Origin of the sequence: Methyloversatilis sp. XJ19-49 (genome assembly GCF_024580145.1) — a bacterium.
Taxonomy (GTDB): Bacteria; Pseudomonadota; Gammaproteobacteria; order Burkholderiales; family Rhodocyclaceae; genus Methyloversatilis.
Genome location: NZ_JANINI010000010.1, coordinates 23,053 through 42,505, shown reverse-complemented (window position 1 = coordinate 42,505; position 19,453 = coordinate 23,053). Strand labels below are relative to the sequence as shown.

The following is a 19,453-nucleotide window of genomic DNA, read 5'->3' as shown; positions in this document are numbered from 1 at the left end:
GTAAATCGTAAAAATCGGACAACGGTCGTCCGCTATTCTACGGCGACGCGTCTTCCCAAGATCTCCCCAAGTTTGAATACATCGGTTTCAATCTCAATGCTCGCCAAGTTTGAGCGTAACACTTCCGTATTGCGGGCACCGCTAAGTCTTCCCGGAATGGTCGAGATGTTCCTCGACCCGCTGTCGCTCATCCTTTCGCTGATCGCATGCGCCCTCTATTTCGGCGACACCGTCGACGCGCGCTACGTCGTGCTGTCGCTGGTCGTGTTCTCGCTGTCCTTCCCGGGCTCGTCGCTGCTCAGCATGCGGCCGCGTCGCGTCGTCCGGCAGTGCGTCATCAACTGGATGCTCATCTCGTTCATCCTGCTGTTCTTTGGTTACGCGAGCCAGTACATCGAAAACTTTCCGATCGATGTCGTGCTGGCGTGGCTCGTGGCCGCGCCGGCGACCCAGCTGGTGGCCCACTTCACCGCACGGGCCTACCTGAAACGGTCTGCCGCGCAGGTGGAGAACCAGACCCGGGTCATCATCGTCGGCTGCAACGACATCGGCGTTCAGCTGGCCGAACAGTTTGCCTTCAACCCCTTCCTCGGCATTCATTGTCTTGGCTATTTCGATGACCGGTCGCCGGAGCGCATCACGCAACTCAACGGGCATCCGCTGCTCGGGCGCCTGAGCGAACTCGCCGCCTATGTGAAGACGCATCGCATCGACCAGATCTATCTGGCGCTGCCGATGGCCAGCCAGCCGCGCATCCTCGCGTTGCTCGACGATCTGAAGGACACCACGGCCAGCGTGTTCTTCGCACCGGACATCTTCCTGACCGACCTGATCCAGGGCCGCATGGACTACGTGGCCGGCGTGCCGGTCGTGGCGGTGTGCGACACGCCGTTCACCGGCATCAACGGCCTGGTGAAGCGCAGCAGCGATGTGGTGCTTTCGTGCCTGATCCTGCTGCTCATTTCACCGCTGCTGCTGGCGATCTCCATCGGCGTGAAGATGACCTCACCCGGCCCGGTGCTGTTCCGGCAGCGCCGCTACGGTCTCGACGGCCGTGAGATCGTGGTCTACAAGTTCCGCTCGATGACAGTGCAGGACGATGGTGCGGTGGTGAAGCAGGCGACGCGAAATGATCAGCGCATCACGCCCTTCGGCGGCTTCCTGCGCCGCACCTCGCTCGACGAACTGCCGCAGTTCTTCAATGTGGTGCAGGGGCGGATGAGCATCGTCGGTCCGCGACCGCACGCCGTGGCGCACAACGAAACCTACCGCAAGCTGATCAAGGGCTACATGGTCCGCCACAAGGTCAAGCCGGGCATCACCGGCTGGGCGCAGGTCAACGGCTATCGCGGCGAAACCGAAACGGTTGACAAGATGCAGAAGCGCATCGAGTTCGACCTGGAATACCTGCGCAACTGGTCGATCGGCCTTGACCTGTGGATCATCGTCAAAACCGTTGCGGTGGTGTTCAAGGACCGCAATGCGTACTGAGGCCGTGAAGCGCCCGCCGGTCGTCCAGTGGCTTGCAATGCTCGTCGCCACCCTGATGATCGCCAGTCTGGTCAGACTCGGCGAGACCGAACTGGCGGTCGGGCTGATTCCCAGCCCATGGGACAAGCTCGCCCACATGGCCACCTTCGGCACCATCGCCTTTTCGCTCTGGCTCGCCGTCGGTCAACGCTGGCTCTACAGCTGTGCCGTCTTCGCATTCGCGATCGCGTTGTATGACGAATGGCGCCAGCTCGCCCTGCCCGGTCGCGAAGCCGAGTTGGCCGACCTGCTTGCGAATGGTGTCGGCATCGTTCTCGCCGTGCTGCTTGCACGGTACATCGTGGCCCGAGGCATGCGTTCATGACGCGCGGATGGATCGTTCTTCTGCTTGCCGGCCTGCCGCTGCTGGCGCAGGCCAACGGCTCGGAATACCGGCTCAGCCTTGGCGACGGCACGACCTATCGCCTGCTCCAGCCGGAACTGTTGCGGCTCAGCGACGTGGAACTGCGGGAAGCCAGGCGGCAGGCACTGAGCGGGCTGCCTTTCGCCGCGCAGATCGAACAGGCGGCCACGGCCGGCGGCATCGACCCCGAACTGCTGCATGCCGTCGTGCAGGCGGAATCCGCCTACAATTCTCATGCCGTGTCTCCGAAGGGCGCGCTCGGTCTGGCGCAGATGATGCCGGCGACCGCACGGGCCTATGGCGTGACCGACGCCCTGAAGCCGGCCGACAACCTGCGCGCCAGCGCACGTCACCTGCGCGACCTGCTTGACGACTTCGGCGACGTCGAACTGGCACTTTCTGCCTACAATGCCGGCGCCGGCGCGGTCCGCCGGTTCGGCGGCATGCCGCCTTACGCGGAAACGCGCGCCTATGTGCCGCGCGTGAATGACCGCTACGAAGCGCTGAAGCGCCTTGCCGCACCGCCCGAACCGGTCGTGCCACCCAGTCCCTACAAGCTGCGCGCCGACAGCAGCGAGATGCGCCTGATCCAGTCAGCCAACTGATGCACGCCAGTCTGCCGCCGGCGCTGGAAGTCGCCATCGTCGGCGGCGGTCCGGCCGGTCTGATGGCCGCCGAAGTGCTGTCGTCCGCCGGCATCAGGGTCGACCTGTTCGACGGCAAGGCTTCGGTCGGTCGCAAGTTCCTGCTCGCCGGCAAGGGCGGGCTCAACCTCACGCACAGCGAAGCCCTGCCGCAGTTCATCGAACGCTTCCGCGAACGCAGCGACGACGTCGGGCGCTGGCTGGCCGGATTCGACGCCGACGCCCTGCGCGCCTGGTCACACGGGCTGGGCGTGGACACCTTCATCGGTTCCTCCGGCCGCGTCTTTCCGCGCGACCTGAAGGCCGCGCCGCTGCTGCGCGCCTGGCTGACACGTCTGCGTGCGGCCGGCGTGCTTTTCCACATGCATCACCGCTGGACCGGCTGGGACGACGAGGGTCGGCTGTGCTTTCACACGCCGGACGGCGATGTCGCCAGACCGGCAGCAGCCACCCTGCTCGCGCTGGGGGGTGCGAGCTGGCCGCAACTGGGTTCGGATGGCAGCTGGACGACACTGCTCGAAAGCCGTGGCATTGCGGTGTCGCCACTGCGTGCGGCGAACTGCGGCTTCGACCTTGCGTGGAGCGCCCATTTCGCGCGGCGGCATTCAGGGGCGCCACTGAAGAATGTGCGTATCGGCTTCACCGACGCGACAGGCCGGTCGATATCGCGCAGCGGTGAATGCCTGATCAGCGCGAGCGGACTGGAGGGCAGCCTGATCTATGCGCTGTCTGCCGCGCTGCGCGAACGGCTGGACGTCGACGGCTTTGTCGATATCGCACTCGATCTGCTGCCGGCCCACGAGCCGGCGCGCGTGCTGGCCGAAGCCGCCCACCCGCGCGGCGCGCGCTCGCTGTCGTCACATCTGGCCGGACGATTGGGCATCAGCGGGGCGAAAGCCGGATTGATGTTCGAGGTACTTGACAAGGCGGCACTGAGCGATCCGGCGCGCATCGCGGCAACACTCAAAGCCCTTCCGCTGCGCCTGACCGCCACCCGGCCGGTGGCCGAAGCCATCAGCACCGCGGGCGGCGTGACGCTGGAGTCGCTCGACGCCGACCTGATGCTCAAGGCACTGCCCGGCGTGTTCTGTGCCGGTGAAATGCTCGATTGGGAAGCGCCGACCGGCGGCTATCTGCTGACTGCCAGCATGGCCAGCGGTCGCGTCGCGGCGGCCGGCATGCTCAGGCGGCTTGCCGCCGCGCCGCGTCAGGCCGCACTTCAGGCCGAGTGATAGCCGAGCACACGCTCGACTTCGTTCTTCGACCCCAGGATGACCGGCACCCGCTGATGCAGCTTTTCCGGCTGCACGTCGAGGATGCGCTGATAGCCGGTCGTCGCTGCTCCGCCGGCCTGCTCGATCAGCATCGCCATCGGGTTCGCCTCATACATCAGGCGCAGCTTGCCAGGCTTGGTCGGGTCTTTCGTATCCTTCGGATACAGGAAAATGCCACCGCGCGTCAGGATGCGATGCACGTCGGCCACCATAGAGCCGACCCATCGCATGTTGTAGTCCTTGCCGCGCGGGCCGGTCTTGCCGGCGATCAGCTCGTCGATGTAGCGCTTCACCGGCGCTTCCCACGAACGCGCATTCGAAGCATTGATCGCATATTCCTTTGTATCGTCCGGAATGCGCATGTGGGCGGTCGTCATGACGAAACTGCCTGTTTCGCGATCCAGCGTGAAGGCATGCACGCCCTCGCCCAGCGTCAGCACCAGCTGGGTCGCCGAACCATACACCGCATAGCCGGCCACCAGCTGGCGCGTACCCGGCTGCAGAAACGCACTTTCATCCACTGCTGCGGCACCGCCATTGGCAAAATCCGGGCAGCGCAGCACCGAAAAGATGGTGCCGGTCGAAATGTTCACATCGATGTTCGACGAGCCATCGAGCGGATCGAACAGCAGCAGGTACTCGCCCTTGGGGTAGCGGTTCGGAATCTGGTGTGGCGCGTCCATTTCCTCCGACGCCATCGCGGCAAGGTGACCGCCCCACTCATTCGCCTCGAGCAGGATTTCATTGGCGATCACGTCCAGTTTCTTCTGCACCTCGCCCTGCACGTTCTCGCCGCCGGCCTCCCCGAGCGAATTGGTCAGTCCGCCCTTGCCCACCGCGTTGCCGATCGCCTTGACTGCACGTGCCACCACCTCGACCAGAAAGCGCAACTCCGCGCTGATGCGCTCGCCGTCGCGCTGTTGCTGGATCAGGAACTGGCTGAGGGTGATGCGGGACATGGGGTACGGCTCCGTAGGGTCAGAAAATCGATTATCGTGCACAGCACCATGAAACGCCTCGCAGGATTTCACGCCGACTGCCGTTTCGACCCTGTTTTTGGTTGCCGGTCGGTGCTCACACAAGGAACCTGCAGACTGTCAGAACAGTCCTGATGGTGTCCTTCAGAATCAGATCCGCATGCACATACTCGTTCTAGGTGCCGGCGTCGTCGGCATCACCACCGCCTGGTATCTGCGCCAGGCGGGACATTCCGTCACTGTGGTCGACCGTCAGAAGCAACCGGCCATGGAAACCAGCTTCGCCAATGGCGGCCAGATTTCGGTCAGCCACGCCGGCCCCTGGGCCACGCCGCAGGCGCCCGGCATCGGCCTGCGCGGCATGGGCCGTTCGACCGCGCCGGTGCGCTTTTCGCCGACCGTGAACCATCGCCAGTGGCGCTGGATGGCCGCGTTCCTGCTGCAATGCCGTCCCGGACGCGTGCGGGCCAACACCGACGCGCTGGCACGGCTGGCCATCCGCAGCCAGGTCGAACTCGGCGCGCTGCGGCGCACCCTGCAACTGGAATACGTTCACGCCGAAAGCGGCATCCTGCATGTGTTCTTCAACCGCAAGGAACTGGCCCGGGCGCAGCAGCGCGCGCGCATCCTGCAAAAGCACGGCATCCGGATCGACGTCTGCGATGCCGCGCGCTGCATCGACATCGAACCGGCGCTCGCGTCGAGCACGCGCAACCTGATCGGCGGGCTGTTCGCGCCGAACGACGAATCGGGCGACGCCTGTGCCTTCACCCGCCAGCTGGCGCAGCGCTGTGCCGACGCCGGTGTTGTTTTCCATTTCGAAACCACGGCCGACAGCCTCGATATGCACGAAGGCAGGGTGCGCGGCGTGGCTGTCCGCGATGCGCGCGGCGTGCGCGGGTTGTTGTGCGCGGACCAGATCGTGTGTTCGCTGGGCACCTACACGCGCGCGCTGGTCGAACAGCATGGCCCGCGCCCGGCGCTGTATCCGATCAAGGGCTATTCGATCACCTTTCCGGCCGGTCCGAATGCGCCGCACGTCAGCATCACCGATGAAGAGCACCGCATCGTGATGTCCCGTCTCGGCGACACCATCCGCGTGGCGGGTCTGGCCGAGTTGGGTGGTCACACCGTCACCGTGGACGACGAACGCGTGCGACTGCTGACCGGACTGACCCGCACGCTGTGCCCGGACGCCGGCGATATCGATGCCGCGCAGGCGTGGGCCGGACTGCGCCCGTGCACGCCCGGCAACGTGCCGCTGATCGGCCGCAGCCGCCTACCGGGGCTCTGGTACAACACCGGCCACGGCTCGCTCGGCTGGACGCTGGCCTGCGGCTCGGCCCGTCTGCTCGCCGATCTCCTCGACGGCGGCAGCTCGGACATCGAATTCCCCCACCTGACCGGCAAGCGTCACTGACGCGCCGGCGCCCGACCGGACATTTCCCATGCGCGCAGCCTTCTACGACCAGACCGGCCCGGCCCATCAGGTGCTGCAGGTTGCAGAGTTGCCCGATCCGGTCCCGGCGGCGGGCGAGCTGCGGGTCAGGCTGCAGTGGTCCGGTGTCAACCCGTCCGACGTCAAGGCGCGTGCCGGCCTGCGGGCGGGCGGCATGCCCTTTCCGCGCATCATTCCGCACAGCGACGGCATGGGCATCGTCGACGCGGTCGGACCGGGCGTCAGTGCCGCGCGCATCGGCGAACGAGTCTGGCTGTGGAACGCGGCCTGGGGCCGCGCCTGCGGTACCGCAGCGCAATTCATCACGCTGCCGCAGGCGCAGGCGATCGCCCTGGCTGACCCGATCAGCGGCGAAGCCGGCGCCTGCCTGGGCATTCCGGCGACCACTGCGATGCACGCACTGCTCACGCACGGCGGCGTGGCAGGCAAATCGGTACTGGTGGCGGGCGGTGCGGGCTCGGTCGGTCACTACGCCGTGCAGTTTGCAAAACTGCTCGGTGCGCGACAAGTCATCACAACCGTCAGCAGCGCGGCCAAGGCCGCGCTTGCCCGCGAAGCGGGCGCCGACCAGGTCATCGACTACCGCAGCGAAGATGTCGCCGCGCAAGTGGCCGCTGCGACGGGCGGCCGTGGCGTCGACCGCATCGTCGAAGTTGACGTGGCCGCCAACGCCGTCATGGACATCGGACTGCTGCGTCCGGGCGGCGAATGGATCGTCTATGGCAGCGGAACGCCGCAGTTTTCACTACCCTTCTTCGCACTGGCGGCCCGCAACATCACGCTGCGCGTGATCCTCGTCTACACGCTGGACGAAGCCGAGCGCCGCGCGGTGATCGACACCCTGAACCGGCTGCTGGCCACCGGCCGCGTGATCCATCGCATCGCGGAACGCCTGCCTCTGACGCAGATCGCCGACGCGCACGCCCGGATCGAACAGGGCCAGGTGGTCGGCAACATCGTGCTGGCGCTCGACTGAGCCTCGGGTACCCGGGTGCGCAGCCATGCGCACATTGGATGTACGATAAGGTAGCGTTGCCGTGCGCGTTCGCGGGCCCGCGACGGCAGCGCGACCCGGCATGCAAACGGACATCCGCGTCGCCTCACTCTGGAGCCCCCGGGAGGACGGAACATGACTTCGAATGCGACGTCAGTACGCCGATACGGCTTCGCGATGATGGTGGCCGCGGGTTGCCATACCGCATCGGCCGGCGAAACCGGCCAGACACCATGTGACCTCGTCGATACCGCTGATCTGGCTGAGATGGGCTTCGGCATCGAGCGCCTCCCGGCGACGGACGTGCTGAATCTCTACAAGGGCCAGGCCGATGCGCCGGTCGATACCCACACTGAAATCTGCACCTTCCTCGCCGGGCGCAGCGGTGATCGCATGGGTCTGCAACTGACGATAGAAACCTTCGGCGAGCGGGTCACCCCCGCGCAACTCAGCGCCTGGACGGCCCTCATCATGAAGGACGATCCGGCCTACTTCTCGTCCGTCCGCGTCGGCGACGCCAATTGCGAAACCGGCGAATTCGACCTCATCGACGAACGCACCGACGCGCGGGAGGGCACTCAGCACTATGTGTCGTGCGACGCGCTTGAACCGTTCGGCAATCATCGCGTCAATCTTTACTTCCAGGCACCCGAATTCAAGGCGCTGCTGCCGACCCCGGAAGAGGTGAAGGCGCTGCTCGACAAGGCAACCGGCAAGGTCAGGACACGTGGCGCGATCAGCATCTGACGTTTCGTGCCGCAGACGTGACAAGGCCCTTGCACACGATGTGCGCAAGGGCCTTCGGGTGCTGCGGACGACTGCGCCTTACTTCAGGCGCATGTCATTCTTGACCGACTTGACGCCGCCCACGGCGCGCGCCACTTCGATCGCTTTCGTGATGTCGGCGGCGGAATTGACGAACCCGCTGAGCTGAACGACACCCTTGAAGGTTTCGACGTTGATCTCGGCGACCTTCAAGGTCGCTTCGTTCAGGATGGCGGCCTTCACCTTCGTGGTGATGACGCTGTCGTCAACATACTCCCCGGTACCTTCCTGCTTGGAAGTGGCAGCGCAGCCTACGGCGCCAGCAAGGGCAACGGCCAGAAAGGCGGCCGACAGATATCGTTTGATGTCATGCATGGAAAACTCCTTTGAAAACGGCTGTTCGAGCGCCTGACGTCGCTCGGCAGGACATCGCACGCACGCGCTCGATGAACGGGACGAGCGCTTGGCGACCCTGTCTGTCAGGAAACGTCCGGCCATGCACCATCGCGCTGGCCGGAGCGTTCGCAGCATGCGCTCGCCATAGTTGAGCGTCGGTGCGCTGGCGTACAGAAATCACGGTGTCAGCGCCATTTCGGCGGGCAGGCGTTCCAGTTGCTCCGCCTCGACAAACCGGCAGAACGTGCCCGGCAGCGCCGATGCAGCGTCGACACCGGCCCGGCACATCAGCCATACCCGCACATCCGGCCTCGCCTGACGGACGATGTCCAGCGTATCGGCGCCGTCGCCATCACACGGACGGCCGCCGAGCAATACCGCCTCGATCTCCGCCCGGCCAAGGCGTTGCAGCGCATCGGGCAATGTGGCCGCCCATTCGACGCGCAGGCGTGATGTGGCCAGCGCCATCAGCGCAAGCCGGATCCGACCCGCTCGCGCAAGGTCGGGCTCAAGCAGCAATATCGTGCGCGGCAGCCGATGTCCGACGGGTTCGCACGACAGACACGAACCGCCGTCAGGCAGCTGCACGGCGGTACTTTCCGGAATCACTTGCCGAGCGTCGCAGAGTGATCGGCGACCGAGCGTTCGACCACTGCGGTCCGCAGGTTGCCTTCCCAGACACAATGTATCGACTCGCAGCGAAAGCGCTGTATCGCCACGAAGCGACTGATCAGGCGGTCGACGAACCGTCGCCGGATGCGACATATCCCCGACCCGCAACGAGGGCAGGCACGCTTCAAGGCAGCTTGTCGGGCGTTCGGGTGCTGTCTTCGTTCAGCTTCTCGAACTGTTCGATCTGCTGTTCGGCTTCGTCCTTCGTGATGCCGTACGCTTCCTGAATCCGGCCGGCCAGTTCGATGCGCTTGCCGGCGATCACGTCGAGCTGGTCATCGGTCAGCTTGCCCCATTGCGACTTGACCTTGCCCTTGAATTGCTTCCAGTTGCCTTCGGCGATATCCCAGTTCATTTCATGTCCTTTCGGTTTCCAGCTACAGGTTGAGCGCTGCAGGCAGGTCGCCCGCAGCCGTTCCGCGTGACGGCGATGTTCAGCGGCGACGCATCAGCAGCGCCACCAGCAGTCCGGCGGCGGCGGCCACGCCGATCGCCTTCCAAGGGTTTTCGCTGACATAGACCCGCGTGTTGTCCGCCGCGCGGTGCACCTTGTCCGACACTGCATGCGCCGCGCGATCCAGGCCGGCGCGGGCATCGGTCAGGCGCGTCTCGATCTTCGTGCGCGCCGCGGAAATTTCACCCGCCGTGCTGTCGATCACCTGCTTGACCAGGGCATCGGCATCGCTCACCACCGCTTTTACATCACTCACCAGTGCATCCTTCTTGCCCTGGATGCCTGCGTCACCACCATTGAAATCCGTATTCATCGTGCCTCCTTGATTAAGGCGCAGCCGGCAAGCGGGCGCAGCCCTGAATCTCACCGCTGCATTGAAGGGCCGGCGGACCCGCCGGGCGCTGGCGAACCTGCAGGCAGGGTTCACCCCGCAATGACAAGTGTGTGTCGCACGGCGAACAGCGTCTGTTCGGCAGCGAACGCAGCGCTCGCGGCGTGACCTTACTTCCCGTCGCTGCGTGTCGCATCCTTGATGCTGTCGCCGGCTTCTTCGAGCTTGTCGCCCGCCTTCTCGGTCGCATCACCGATAGCGTCCGAGGTATTGCCCACCGCAGCATCCAGCTTCTTGCCGGCGGTTTCGGCCGGGCCTTCCTTCTGGCAACCCGACAACACCGCGAGAAACAGTCCGGCAACCATCACGGCACCCAGCTTTTGCGCATTCTTCTTCATGGAAAACTCCGTCGTTCAACTGCGTACCCGACAGGGGCCATGGGGCGCTGCCGCTTCCGGTTGCGCCCCATGGCCCCCCGCACCAAGCCAGCACTCAATGGCCGGCCTACTTCTTGATTTCGCGTCCGATCAGACCACCGACGGCAGCCCCGCCAACGGTACCCACCGCACTGCCGCCGGTCAGCACTGCACCGCCGACCGCACCCGCACCCGCGCCGATGGCGGTGTTGCGATCACGGTCCGACATGCCCGAGCAGGCGCTGAGCCCGATGAGCAATGCAGCGCTGATGGCAATCGTTGCACTATTTGATTTCGTGTTCATGGTGTGACCTCGTATCCGGATATCGCGGCCGGGTGGCCGCGAGGTGCTGCATGGGCGACCGACTTACTTGCCGGCGCGCATCTTTGCCGCGTCGATGCAACGATCCTTCGCATCGCCCGCGAGGCTGTCGCATTGCTCCTGCTCGACGTCATAGCGCGCGTCGACCTTTTCTTCCTTCGCTTCCTTGCGCGTCTCGGCGTTCTGTTCGGCCGCCTTGACGCGCGCGTCACTCGACGCTTCACCCGCTGCGGCATTGCTTTCCGACATCTTCAACTGCGCTGTCGCATCGGCCTTGGCGCTTGTACGGGCGGCCTTGGCCTCCTCGGCGCAGACATCCTTCCGGTTGCCGGCGAGGTCGTCGCAACGTTCCTTCGATGCCATGTACGCTGCATCGGCGCGTGCCACGAGCACGTTGTAATTCGACGTAGCGGACGGCGCACGCTTCGCTTCGAGATTGGCCTTGGCGATCTTTTCGGCGCCCTTCGCTTCTGCCTCGCAGATGTCTTCGGCATTGCCGGACAGCGAATCGCAGGCCTTCTTGGCAGCCTTGTAGTCCGATGAGATCTGCGCCTTGGCCGCCTTGTGCTCGGCCTTGGTCAGCGATTCGGCGATGGCGCCGGTGCTGAAGGCAAGGCCGATGGCCAGCGCCAGCGCGTGGGTGCGGGGTGTGTTCATGGGGGTTCCCTTATCGTGATCTGCCGTCACGTCCCGGGCGGGGCCGGAGCGGCCACTGCATGGACGGACCCGGACCTGTGCAGTCCGGCACCACCACGATATGCAGTCACACCGACGCTGTCTGTCTGCTGACACACAAAGGGTCTGTGCGTCAGCGAGCAGACGTCGGTCCCCTCCAGGCCTTGAAATGAAGCCTGCATCTCCGGAGCCGGCCGCTGCACACCGTTGCGTCGGGCACACGTCCGGTCACCTCACCCTGAATACGGAAAGCCATGATCCCCGACAGCCGGGCCCTGATCTTCACGCTGGCAGTCGTCAGCTTCCTTCTCGTGTCCCTGGAACTGCCCGCCGACAGCCGGCTGACACTCGGCGCATTCAGCCTGGGCGCCGGTGTCACCGCGCTCGCGCTGATGTCCGCTGCAGCGCTACTGGGCGCACGCTGGCAATGGGTCGAATCCGCCTTCGGCGGCCTCGACCGCGTGTACCGCACCCACAAGTGGCTTGGCATCTGGGCGCTGGTGTTCGCGTCGGTTCATCTCATTTTCAAGGCCGACAGCGACAGCTGGACGAATGCGGCCGTTCTCGCGCTCGACCCGGCCGTCGCGCGACTGGCCCGACAGTCCGGTTTCGTTGCACTGATGCTGCTGGTCCTGCTGGCACTGAACCGGAACATTCCCTACAGCGTCTGGCGGTGGTGGCACAAGCTGTCCGGTCCGGCACTGCTGGTCGTCGTGTTCCACGCCGTCAGCATCAAGTCGCCGATCGCCCTGGTCAGCCCGGCAGGTGTCTGGCTGGCGGCGCTGTGCGGCCTCGGCCTGGCCGCTGCGGTCTACAAACTTCTGCTGTATCCGCTGATGTCGCGTCACGCGGCATATGAGATCGTGGCCGTCGCGCACGGCCCCTCGGCGATACACCTCGAACTTTGTCCTCTCGGGCAGCCGATCCGCTTCGAGGCCGGGCAGTTCGCATTCCTGTCGCTCAGCGAGGACGGGCTGCGCGAACCGCACCCATTCACCATCGCCGGCGGCAGCCGGCCGGATGGCCGTATCCAGTTCGTCATCCGGGCTCTGGGTGACTACACGCAGCGACTGGTGTCGCGTGCAAGGACCGGCATGCATGCCGACCTGTATGCGCCATTCGGGCGTTTCGAGCGCCTGCCCGACGCGCGCTGCGAAATATGGATCGGCGGCGGCGTCGGCATATCACCCTTCATCGCGTGGCTGACCGATGCCGACGGCAAGCACTTCGATCGGGTGAGCCTGTTCTACTTCTGCAGCCCGGGCCGCGATTTTCCCGAGATCGACAGCTTGCGCATGCAGGCGGAGGCACGCGGTGCGGCCTTCTTTCCGGTCAAGGGGGGTGGCGCCGACCCGGCGTTCGGTCACGCCCTCGACGCCCTGGTCTTCGCGCACGCGCCGGCGACGATAGACATCAGCTTCTGCGGTCCGAAAGGCTTGTTGCAGGCAGTCCGTGCGCGGATGCATGAAAGCGGCATCCCGGCCGGCAACATCCGCTACGAAATTTTCGAGTTCAGATGATGCTGCAGGAAGAATCGCATCATCTGTCTCGATGCGTCAGGTCCCGAAGCATCGGTATGGGGCTGCGAGCCGTCGCCGCCGGTCCATGCATGGCCGGCGCCGTGAATGATCCAGCGCTCGCTCCGACTCACGCCCGACGCGCCGAACGTGGCGGAACGGGTATAGCCGCGCTGCCCTTCGCCAGCAGGCGTCGATTCGGACGACGCATGCCCGCGCGCCGCATCGTCGCTGTCCGGACCCGAAGCGGCGTACAGCGCATCGGCGTTCGACGGGTGCACGGTGGTGTCGGCGTCGCCGTGGAAGACGATGCACGGCAGCCGGAGCGCACTGTGTTCGGTCGGCGACAGCACGGCCTGCGGCAGCGCATCCGGCCCGGACGCCATGATGCGCATGGCCGACAGCGCATCGTGTGCGCGCCCGGCCGCGATGCCGGAATGCACGCCCAGCGCGGCGAACAGCCCCGGATAATCGCGTGCCAGCACCGCTGCCATCGCGCCGCCGGCCGACATGCCGGCGATATAGACGCGCGCCGGATCGATGTCCTGGTCCTGCATCACCCGGCGCGTCAGGCGAGCGATCAGGGCCGCGTCTCCAGCGCTGTTCGACACGTCCTGCAAGGCGTACCAGTTCCAGCAGCGCAGCGCATGGGCACCCATTGACTGTTCCGGATACAGCACGACAACGCCCGAATCTTCCGCCACCTCGTTCATGCGCGTGCCGGCGGCGAACTCGGTGCCCCCCTGATTGCAGCCATGCAGCATGACCAGCAGTGGCGAGGGGCCGGCGGTACGGAATGCGGGTTCGTACAGCATGTAATGACAGTCGGCGCCCTCGACCGATGGTCCGGCGCCGAAGCGGCCGATCAGCCGACCGACCCGCCGGCCATCCGGCGCGGTCTGATCACCCGACCCATCGGCCGCGGGCGCGTCCGGTCGCACGGCCGAAGGACGACGCAGGCTGTCCGCTGCACGAACGGTCGGTGCCGCCCTGATCAGATTCATCATCGCCTCGCCCAGTCCGGCCAGCCGCGCTTGCTGCCGTCGCAAGAAGGCTTGCCAGCCAGAGACCGCCTGAGGCGACCGTCGGCCGGCCACACGCGGACGCGCGGCGGTCGCGTGGCCGGGCGTCGATCCGGCCATCGGCGGAACGCGGCGCGCGATGCGCCGGCCGAGCAGGTCGAGCTTGCGCTCGTAGGCGTCGTCATCCGGATCGCATGACGCAAGTTCGTCCAGCAGACGCCGGATCACCCGTCGTCGCCGGGTCTGTTCGATCTGCGGGCTTGTTTGCATGACGGTCCCCGGGGCGGCGCGACGGTGGCCCCGCTCCGACGGACGGCCGGAACGCAGGCGTGCGGCGCCAGTGCAACCGGAATTTGCGCGACCGGCTTCATCCGGTCTGTGCGCTGCCGCACTCCGACCTCCCCGGACCACGGCGCGCGCCGGCACGGATGTGCGCAAACAGACAGACAGCAGATCTGCTGGCGCTCAGGCTGCAGTCGAAGCTTCACCACCACGGTCCGCCACCCGGCAGCAGCCGATGGACACATTGCCCAGGGAAACACCATGACCATGTACACCCCGCACCCCCGCCTCGCATCTTCACTGCCAGCCGCGACCCGGACGACCTGGCCCCTGCTGGCGCTGGCACTGGCTGCCATGTTGCTGGGCGCCTGCGCCTCGACGCCGCTGCCGGCGGAAAAGATGGCCGTCGCCGAAGCCGCAGTCGAACGGGCCAGCAGCGCCGGCACCCGCGAAAACGCCCCGGCCGAACTGCAGATCGCCATCGGCAAGCTCACCCGTGCCCGCCAGGCAGTGGTGAACAAGGACTACGAACGCGCCGGCCAGCTGGCAGAGCAGGCCGAACTCGACGCTCACGTTGCCGAAGCGCATGCCCAGTCGGTGCGCTCGCAGCGCAGCGCCACCGAGTCGCAGAACGCCGCCCGCGTGCTGCAGGAAGAAATCAACCGCAAGATCGTTCGCTGACCTGAACGGTCAGCGCATCAGGAGCCCCAGATGACACCCCAAGCCAAGATCCGCACATTGTGCATCGCCCTGTTCGGCGCTTCGCTGGCCGCCTGCAGCAGCGTGCCGGAGCGCAACAGTGCACTCGACCAGTCACGCGAACGCGTCGCCGCCGCGCGCAGCGACCCGCAAGTCAGCGCGCTGGCTGCCGATGAACTGCGCGACGCGGAAGCGTCCGTCAGCAAGGCCGAACAGGCCTGGACGGCGGGCACACGCAAGGACACCGTCGATCACCTCGCCTATCTGGCCGACCAGCGCATCCTGATCGCCCGCGAAACCGCGACCGGTCGCGCGGCTCAGGCGGTGACCGCAGGAGCGGCCGCCGAGCGCGACCGCATGCGACTGGCCGAACGGACTGCCGAAGCCGACAACACACGCCGCCAGCTGATCGCCTCCGAGCAACGCAGCCAGGTCAAGAGCACGCAGCTTGCCGAGGCCGAATCGTCCGCGCTGCGCGATCAGGCCAGCATGGAACAGAGCCGGTCGCGCGTCGAAACGCTGGAAGCGGAACTGACGGCCCTGAACGCGAGGAAGACCGACCGCGGCATGGTCGTCACGCTGGGCGGCGTGCTGTTTTACAGCGGCAAGGCGGATCTGCTGTCCAGCGGGTCGGCCGACATGATCCGTCTGGCCGATTTCTTCAAGCGCAACCCGCAACGCAGCGCGATGATCGAGGGCTATACCGACAGCGTCGGGTCCGCCGCGAGCAACCTCGCGCTGTCCGGGCGTCGGGCGAATGCGGTCATGGCCGAGCTGGTCACGCTCGGTGTGGCGTCCGACAGGTTGAGCACGCGCGCATTCGGCGAAGATCAGCCGGTGGCCGGCAACGACACGGCCGCCGGTCGGCAGATGAACAGGCGCGTGGACATCGTTTTCGGGCCGCCGCCGAGTGGCGTATCAAGCAGTCAATAAGCAGGCGATGGTGCGCCCGGGGGCCCGTCGGCTGCCGCAAGGTATCCAGCTCACATGTGCTGCCGGTGCGAAAAGCCGAACGGAAGAATGTTCCCGGGGCGTACCATCGGCAGGCAGCCGCAAGCCAACCACTACCGAACCATCGATGCAAAGCGACTCACGAGACGTCCGGGATGCGGGATCTCACCAGGCGGATGCCGCCACCCCGCCATGTCCGGCTTCATCCAGGATCGATGCGACCGTAGCCGAATGGCAGACGCTGCACGCAAGACTTTCACCCATCATCGGCCAGCGCGGCATGGCCGCGCTCGTCAGGCGCAGCCTTTACCTGACGCGTGACACCCATCCCTGGCTCGCTCCGGTATGTGACGCCGCGGCCGGGCAGGATGTGCTGGTTTCGCTGCGCAGTGCATTGCTGCTGCAGGCCGAAGCCGAAGCCACCGCCGCACAGGGCGCGCTGCTCGAAAATTTCCGTACTCTGCTGTCGACACTCATCGGTGCATCACTGACCGAGAGGTTGCTGCGGCCGGCACTCGACAACAATTCAAGCGGCTCCGCCGCGCAGGACACCTCGCAATGACCACCGGCAAAGCAAGCATCAATCGTCTGAAGACGGGTGTTCCAGGGCTCGACGAAGTGCTCGGCGGCGGGCTGCCGGAGTTTTCCTGCAATCTGATCGCAGGCCCACCGGGCTGCGGCAAGACCACGCTGGCGCACCAGATCATGTTCGCACTGGCCACGCCCGAGCGGCCGGCGATCTATTTCACCGTGCTGGGCGAGCCGCCGCTGAAGATGCTGCGCTATCAGCAGCAGTTCGATTTCTTCGAACTGGACAAGCTGAACCGGTCGATCCGCTTCGTGAATCTGGCCGACGATGTCGCCTGCGGCAATCTGGACAAGGTGCTCGAACACATCGTGGCCGAGGTGGAAGCGCGCGGCCCGGGACTGGTATTCGTCGACTCCTTCCGGTCGGTCATTCTGGCGAGCCAGAATGAAGGCACGTCCTTCATCACGCTGCAGCACTTCATCCAGAATCTCGGCGTGCTGATGACGAGCTGGCAGGCGACCACCTTCCTGATCGGCGAATACTTCAGCGACTGCGATCCGAACCCGATCTTCACCGTCGCTGACGGCCTGATCTGGCTGCGCCAGAGCGTCGAACGCAATTCGATGGTGCGCAAGATGGAAATCATGAAGATGCGCGGCCAGCCTGCGCTGCCCGGCCTGCACACCTTCCGCATCAGAAGTTCGGGTATCCAGGTGTTCGCACCGCCGCAGGTGTCCGGCACACCACGCGTCGACCGCGCGGCGGCCGGTGCTGCCCGCGTAGGCATGGGCGTGCCCGGTCTGGACGAAATGATGGGGGGTGGCCTGCCACGCGGCTTTTCGCTGCTGGTCGCCGGCCCGTCAGGCTCAGGCAAGAGCACCCTGGCCACCGCCTTTCTGACCGAAGGTGCGCGCCAGGGCGAGACGTCGGTCATCGCCGCCTTCGAACAGCGGCCGCGGCTGGCCCAGGGCGCAGCGCTTGCTCCGCTGATCCGGGCCGACCGCATCGGCGTGGTCGACAGCAGCGCACCCGGTGTATCGGTCGACGAAATCGCCCGTCTTCTGATCACCGAAGTCAACCGCATCAAGGCGAGCCGGGTCGTCATCGATTCGCTGTCCGGCTTCGAGCTGGCGCTGGCGCCGACTTTCCGCGCCGATTTCCGCGAATCGCTGTCCCGCCTGGTGTCGGCACTGGCGAGCACCGGTGTCACCGTACTGATGACCTCGGAGCTGGAAGACCGCTACAGCGACCTGCGCTTCAGCCCTTATGGCACAGCCTTCATGACCGACGCCATCATCGTGCAGCGCTACGTAGAGGTCGACAGCCGGCTAAAGCGCGTGATGGCCGTGGTGAAGGTGCGCGGCAGCGCGCACTCGAACGAACTGCGCCAGTTCACCATCGCCGATGAAGGCATCTGCATCGGCGAACGGATCACGGGCCACGACGGGCTGCTCGGCGGGCAGCCGGCACGGCGCGACCCGGAAGATGCGAACGGCGCGGGTATGCAGGGATCGGCAAACTGACTCGCCACGGCGCGCTCAGGTCATCATGATCAACCGGCCGCCGGACGAAGAGCCGCCCACGGCAGCCGGCACAACCGTCGCGCAGTTCGAAGCGCAGACCTTGGCGCTGAAAGACGAACTGACGCGCCTGCAGCGCGAACTCGAGGAACTGAAGCATGCCTTCAGTGCGACACAGGCCGCCGACCTCCTCGAAGCGAACGAACATCTCGTGCTTGCCGCGCTGCAGGCGGAAGCGATCGCCGAGAGCGCCACACTGACGCTGGACGAACTGGCGCGAAGCGGCCAGCGCGATCCGCTGACCGGTACGCCCAACCGCGGCCTGATGAATGACCGGCTGGACAGCGCCATCATGCTGGCCCGGCGGCGCAGCACGCACATCGCGGTGATGTTCGTCGATCTCGACTATTTCAAGCCGATCAACGACACACTGGGTCATCCGGTCGGCGATGCCGTGCTGTGCCAGGTCGCACGGCGCCTCGAAAGCGTGGTGCGCGACTCGGACACCGTCAGCCGCTACGGCGGCGACGAATTCCTCGTGCTGCTGGCTGAAGTCACCCAGGCGTCCGACGCCGCCCAGATCGCCGCCAAGATGCTGGCATCGCTGGGTGAGCCCTGCCATGTCGGAGACATCGCGCTGCGCCTGTCGGCCAGCATCGGCATCGCCCTGTTTCCGGACGATGGCGACGACGCCGGCACGTTGATCGACCGCGCCGACGTTGCCATGTACCGCGCCAAACGCGAAGGCGGCGGCTGCTTCGACTTTCACCGGGAAGACATCGCGCGCGCCGTCGGCCTGACGCCGCGCGTCGGCCCGGTCCGGCCGCTGCCCACGTCGCATCGCGAATTCGTTCTGGCCGAACGTGAAATGCATGTGCGCAACCTGCGTGAGGCGAACGAAAACCTTACGCTGGCGCTGATGTCTGCGCAGGAACTCGACGAACAGGCCAACCAGCTGCGCTGGCAGCAGATCCGCTTCCTGTCGATGGTGGCCCGGAACCTGCGCAAGCCGCTGCGCCCGATCCGCACGGCAGCCGGATTGTTCAGCCGCGCCCGGCAGGACGAGGCGCTGCGTGCACGGCTGCCGGCCATCATCAAGCGCCAGGTGCGCCGCATGTCGAGGCTGGTCGATGATCTGGTGGCAGCGGCCCAGCCGGATGGCACCGATGTCATGTTCGAACGGCGGTCGATCGATCTGATGACGGTGCTGGGTCAAGCGTCCGACCAGGCACGCCGCGCGCTCGAGGGCAGGCGTCAGCGTCTGGTCACGTCCTGGCCGGCCGGATTGCCGCCTGCGCGGGGCCATGCTGTGCGCCTGATCGGCATCATCGCCCGGCTGCTCGACAACGCATCCAGTCATTCAGCCGACGGCAGCGAATTACGCCTTTCGGTCGACGCGGTCGATGGCTGGGTGCGGATCACCGTATCGGACGACGGCGCAGGCATCGCGCCCGACGCACTGCCCGCGATCTTCGCGTCCGCGGAGCCGAATTTGCCGTCTCAGCGCCGCCGCGGCATGGCTCTGCACATGCTGCGCGATCTGGTCGAAGCACAGGGCGGTAGCCTGCATGCCACGAGTGGCGGTCCCGGACTCGGCAGCCAGTTTTCGATCAGCCTGCCGCAGGACGAGCATGCGGCTGACAGGCCGAATGGGTGAATG

22 protein-coding genes are annotated in these 19,453 nt (G+C 65.9%); 13 read left to right on the top strand and 9 right to left on the bottom strand.

All coding sequences use genetic code 11. The annotated features are described in order from the left end of the window. Positions 1-156: 156 nt before the first annotated feature. Genes NMQ16_RS12785 through NMQ16_RS12770 form a run of 4 tightly spaced genes read left to right on the top strand, consistent with a single transcriptional unit; the run spans position 157 to position 3,770 of the window. Positions 157-1,491, top strand: coding sequence for an undecaprenyl-phosphate glucose phosphotransferase (locus NMQ16_RS12785; protein WP_257081126.1), 1,335 nt, complete (start codon positions 157-159; stop codon positions 1,489-1,491). Further along, positions 1,481-1,855 (top strand): VanZ family protein, encoded by a 375-nt coding sequence (locus NMQ16_RS12780; protein WP_257081125.1) that lies wholly within the window; start codon positions 1,481-1,483, stop codon positions 1,853-1,855. Before NMQ16_RS12785 ends, NMQ16_RS12780 begins: the two co-directional genes overlap by 11 nt. After that, positions 1,852-2,499, top strand: coding sequence for a lytic transglycosylase domain-containing protein (locus NMQ16_RS12775; RefSeq protein ID WP_257081124.1), 648 nt, complete (start codon positions 1,852-1,854; stop codon positions 2,497-2,499). The genes NMQ16_RS12780 and NMQ16_RS12775 overlap by 4 nt, the downstream gene beginning before the upstream one ends. Next, positions 2,499-3,770: a TIGR03862 family flavoprotein gene (locus tag NMQ16_RS12770; RefSeq protein WP_257081121.1), complete on the top strand. Its 1,272-nt coding sequence runs from the start codon at positions 2,499-2,501 to the stop codon at positions 3,768-3,770. The genes NMQ16_RS12775 and NMQ16_RS12770 overlap by 1 nt, the downstream gene beginning before the upstream one ends. On the opposite strand, the gene NMQ16_RS12765 is transcribed toward NMQ16_RS12770, so the two are convergent. Further along, the gene (locus NMQ16_RS12765) at positions 3,758-4,771 is read right to left on the bottom strand and encodes a class 1 fructose-bisphosphatase (RefSeq protein ID WP_069037641.1); all 1,014 of its coding nucleotides are present in this window, start codon (positions 4,769-4,771) and stop codon (positions 3,758-3,760) included. The genes NMQ16_RS12770 and NMQ16_RS12765 overlap by 13 nt on opposite strands. Before the next feature lie 178 nt (positions 4,772-4,949). Between NMQ16_RS12765 and NMQ16_RS12760 the strand changes: the two genes are divergently transcribed. The 3 genes from NMQ16_RS12760 to NMQ16_RS12750 all read left to right on the top strand — a co-directional run bounded on the left by NMQ16_RS12760 (position 4,950) and on the right by NMQ16_RS12750 (position 7,989). Beyond that, the gene (locus NMQ16_RS12760) at positions 4,950-6,209 is read left to right on the top strand and encodes a D-amino acid dehydrogenase (protein WP_257081120.1); all 1,260 of its coding nucleotides are present in this window, start codon (positions 4,950-4,952) and stop codon (positions 6,207-6,209) included. Between the two features lie 28 nt (positions 6,210-6,237). Beyond that, complete coding sequence (locus NMQ16_RS12755) at positions 6,238-7,224, top strand: NADPH:quinone reductase (protein WP_257081119.1); 987 nt, start codon at positions 6,238-6,240, stop codon at positions 7,222-7,224. Positions 7,225-7,377: 153 nt separating this feature from the next. Next, on the top strand, positions 7,378-7,989 hold the full coding sequence (locus NMQ16_RS12750; RefSeq protein WP_257081118.1) for a hypothetical protein: 612 nt from the start codon (positions 7,378-7,380) through the stop codon (positions 7,987-7,989). A gap of 78 nt (positions 7,990-8,067) precedes the next feature. Here the strand turns inward: NMQ16_RS12750 and NMQ16_RS12745 are convergent, their stop codons facing one another. From NMQ16_RS12745 to NMQ16_RS12715, 7 genes are all read right to left on the bottom strand, one after another. Continuing rightward, positions 8,068-8,382, bottom strand: coding sequence for a BON domain-containing protein (locus tag NMQ16_RS12745; protein ID WP_257081117.1), 315 nt, complete (start codon positions 8,380-8,382; stop codon positions 8,068-8,070). Positions 8,383-8,580: 198 nt separating this feature from the next. After that, a complete protein-coding gene (locus NMQ16_RS12740) occupies positions 8,581-8,991 on the bottom strand; it encodes a hypothetical protein (RefSeq protein WP_257081116.1) in 411 nt (136 codons plus the stop codon). Positions 8,992-9,199: 208 nt separating this feature from the next. Further along, positions 9,200-9,430 (bottom strand): CsbD family protein, encoded by a 231-nt coding sequence (locus NMQ16_RS12735; RefSeq protein WP_257081115.1) that lies wholly within the window; start codon positions 9,428-9,430, stop codon positions 9,200-9,202. 79 nt (positions 9,431-9,509) lie between these two features. After that, positions 9,510-9,842, bottom strand: coding sequence for a YqjD family protein (locus NMQ16_RS12730; protein WP_257081114.1), 333 nt, complete (start codon positions 9,840-9,842; stop codon positions 9,510-9,512). Positions 9,843-10,030: 188 nt separating this feature from the next. Next, positions 10,031-10,258, bottom strand: coding sequence for a hypothetical protein (locus tag NMQ16_RS12725; protein ID WP_257081113.1), 228 nt, complete (start codon positions 10,256-10,258; stop codon positions 10,031-10,033). A gap of 106 nt (positions 10,259-10,364) precedes the next feature. After that, a complete protein-coding gene (locus tag NMQ16_RS12720) occupies positions 10,365-10,580 on the bottom strand; it encodes a glycine zipper 2TM domain-containing protein (RefSeq protein WP_257081112.1) in 216 nt (71 codons plus the stop codon). A gap of 63 nt (positions 10,581-10,643) precedes the next feature. Next, entirely contained in the window at positions 10,644-11,255 is a 612-nt protein-coding gene (locus tag NMQ16_RS12715) for a hypothetical protein (RefSeq protein ID WP_257081110.1), read from the bottom strand. A 272-nt stretch (positions 11,256-11,527) separates the two neighbouring features. Here NMQ16_RS12715 and NMQ16_RS12710 point away from each other — a divergent pair, with 272 nt between their 5' ends. Further along, on the top strand, positions 11,528-12,793 hold the full coding sequence (locus NMQ16_RS12710) for a ferredoxin reductase family protein (protein WP_257081108.1): 1,266 nt from the start codon (positions 11,528-11,530) through the stop codon (positions 12,791-12,793). On the opposite strand, the gene NMQ16_RS12705 is transcribed toward NMQ16_RS12710, so the two are convergent. Continuing rightward, positions 12,769-14,082, bottom strand: coding sequence for a PHB depolymerase family esterase (locus NMQ16_RS12705; RefSeq protein WP_257081106.1), 1,314 nt, complete (start codon positions 14,080-14,082; stop codon positions 12,769-12,771). The genes NMQ16_RS12710 and NMQ16_RS12705 overlap by 25 nt on opposite strands. Before the next feature lie 273 nt (positions 14,083-14,355). Here NMQ16_RS12705 and NMQ16_RS12700 point away from each other — a divergent pair, with 273 nt between their 5' ends. The 5 genes from NMQ16_RS12700 to NMQ16_RS12680 all read left to right on the top strand — a co-directional run bounded on the left by NMQ16_RS12700 (position 14,356) and on the right by NMQ16_RS12680 (position 19,450). Continuing rightward, entirely contained in the window at positions 14,356-14,775 is a 420-nt protein-coding gene (locus NMQ16_RS12700; protein ID WP_257081104.1) for a DUF4398 domain-containing protein, read from the top strand. Positions 14,776-14,805: 30 nt separating this feature from the next. After that, a complete protein-coding gene (locus NMQ16_RS12695) occupies positions 14,806-15,726 on the top strand; it encodes an OmpA family protein (RefSeq protein ID WP_257081102.1) in 921 nt (306 codons plus the stop codon). Between the two features lie 298 nt (positions 15,727-16,024). Beyond that, positions 16,025-16,306: a hypothetical protein gene (locus NMQ16_RS12690; protein WP_257081100.1), complete on the top strand. Its 282-nt coding sequence runs from the start codon at positions 16,025-16,027 to the stop codon at positions 16,304-16,306. After that, on the top strand, positions 16,303-17,796 hold the full coding sequence (locus NMQ16_RS12685; RefSeq protein WP_257081099.1) for an ATPase domain-containing protein: 1,494 nt from the start codon (positions 16,303-16,305) through the stop codon (positions 17,794-17,796). The genes NMQ16_RS12690 and NMQ16_RS12685 overlap by 4 nt, the downstream gene beginning before the upstream one ends. Before the next feature lie 25 nt (positions 17,797-17,821). Next, positions 17,822-19,450, top strand: coding sequence for a diguanylate cyclase domain-containing protein (locus tag NMQ16_RS12680; RefSeq protein WP_257081098.1), 1,629 nt, complete (start codon positions 17,822-17,824; stop codon positions 19,448-19,450). Positions 19,451-19,453: the final 3 nt, after the last annotated feature.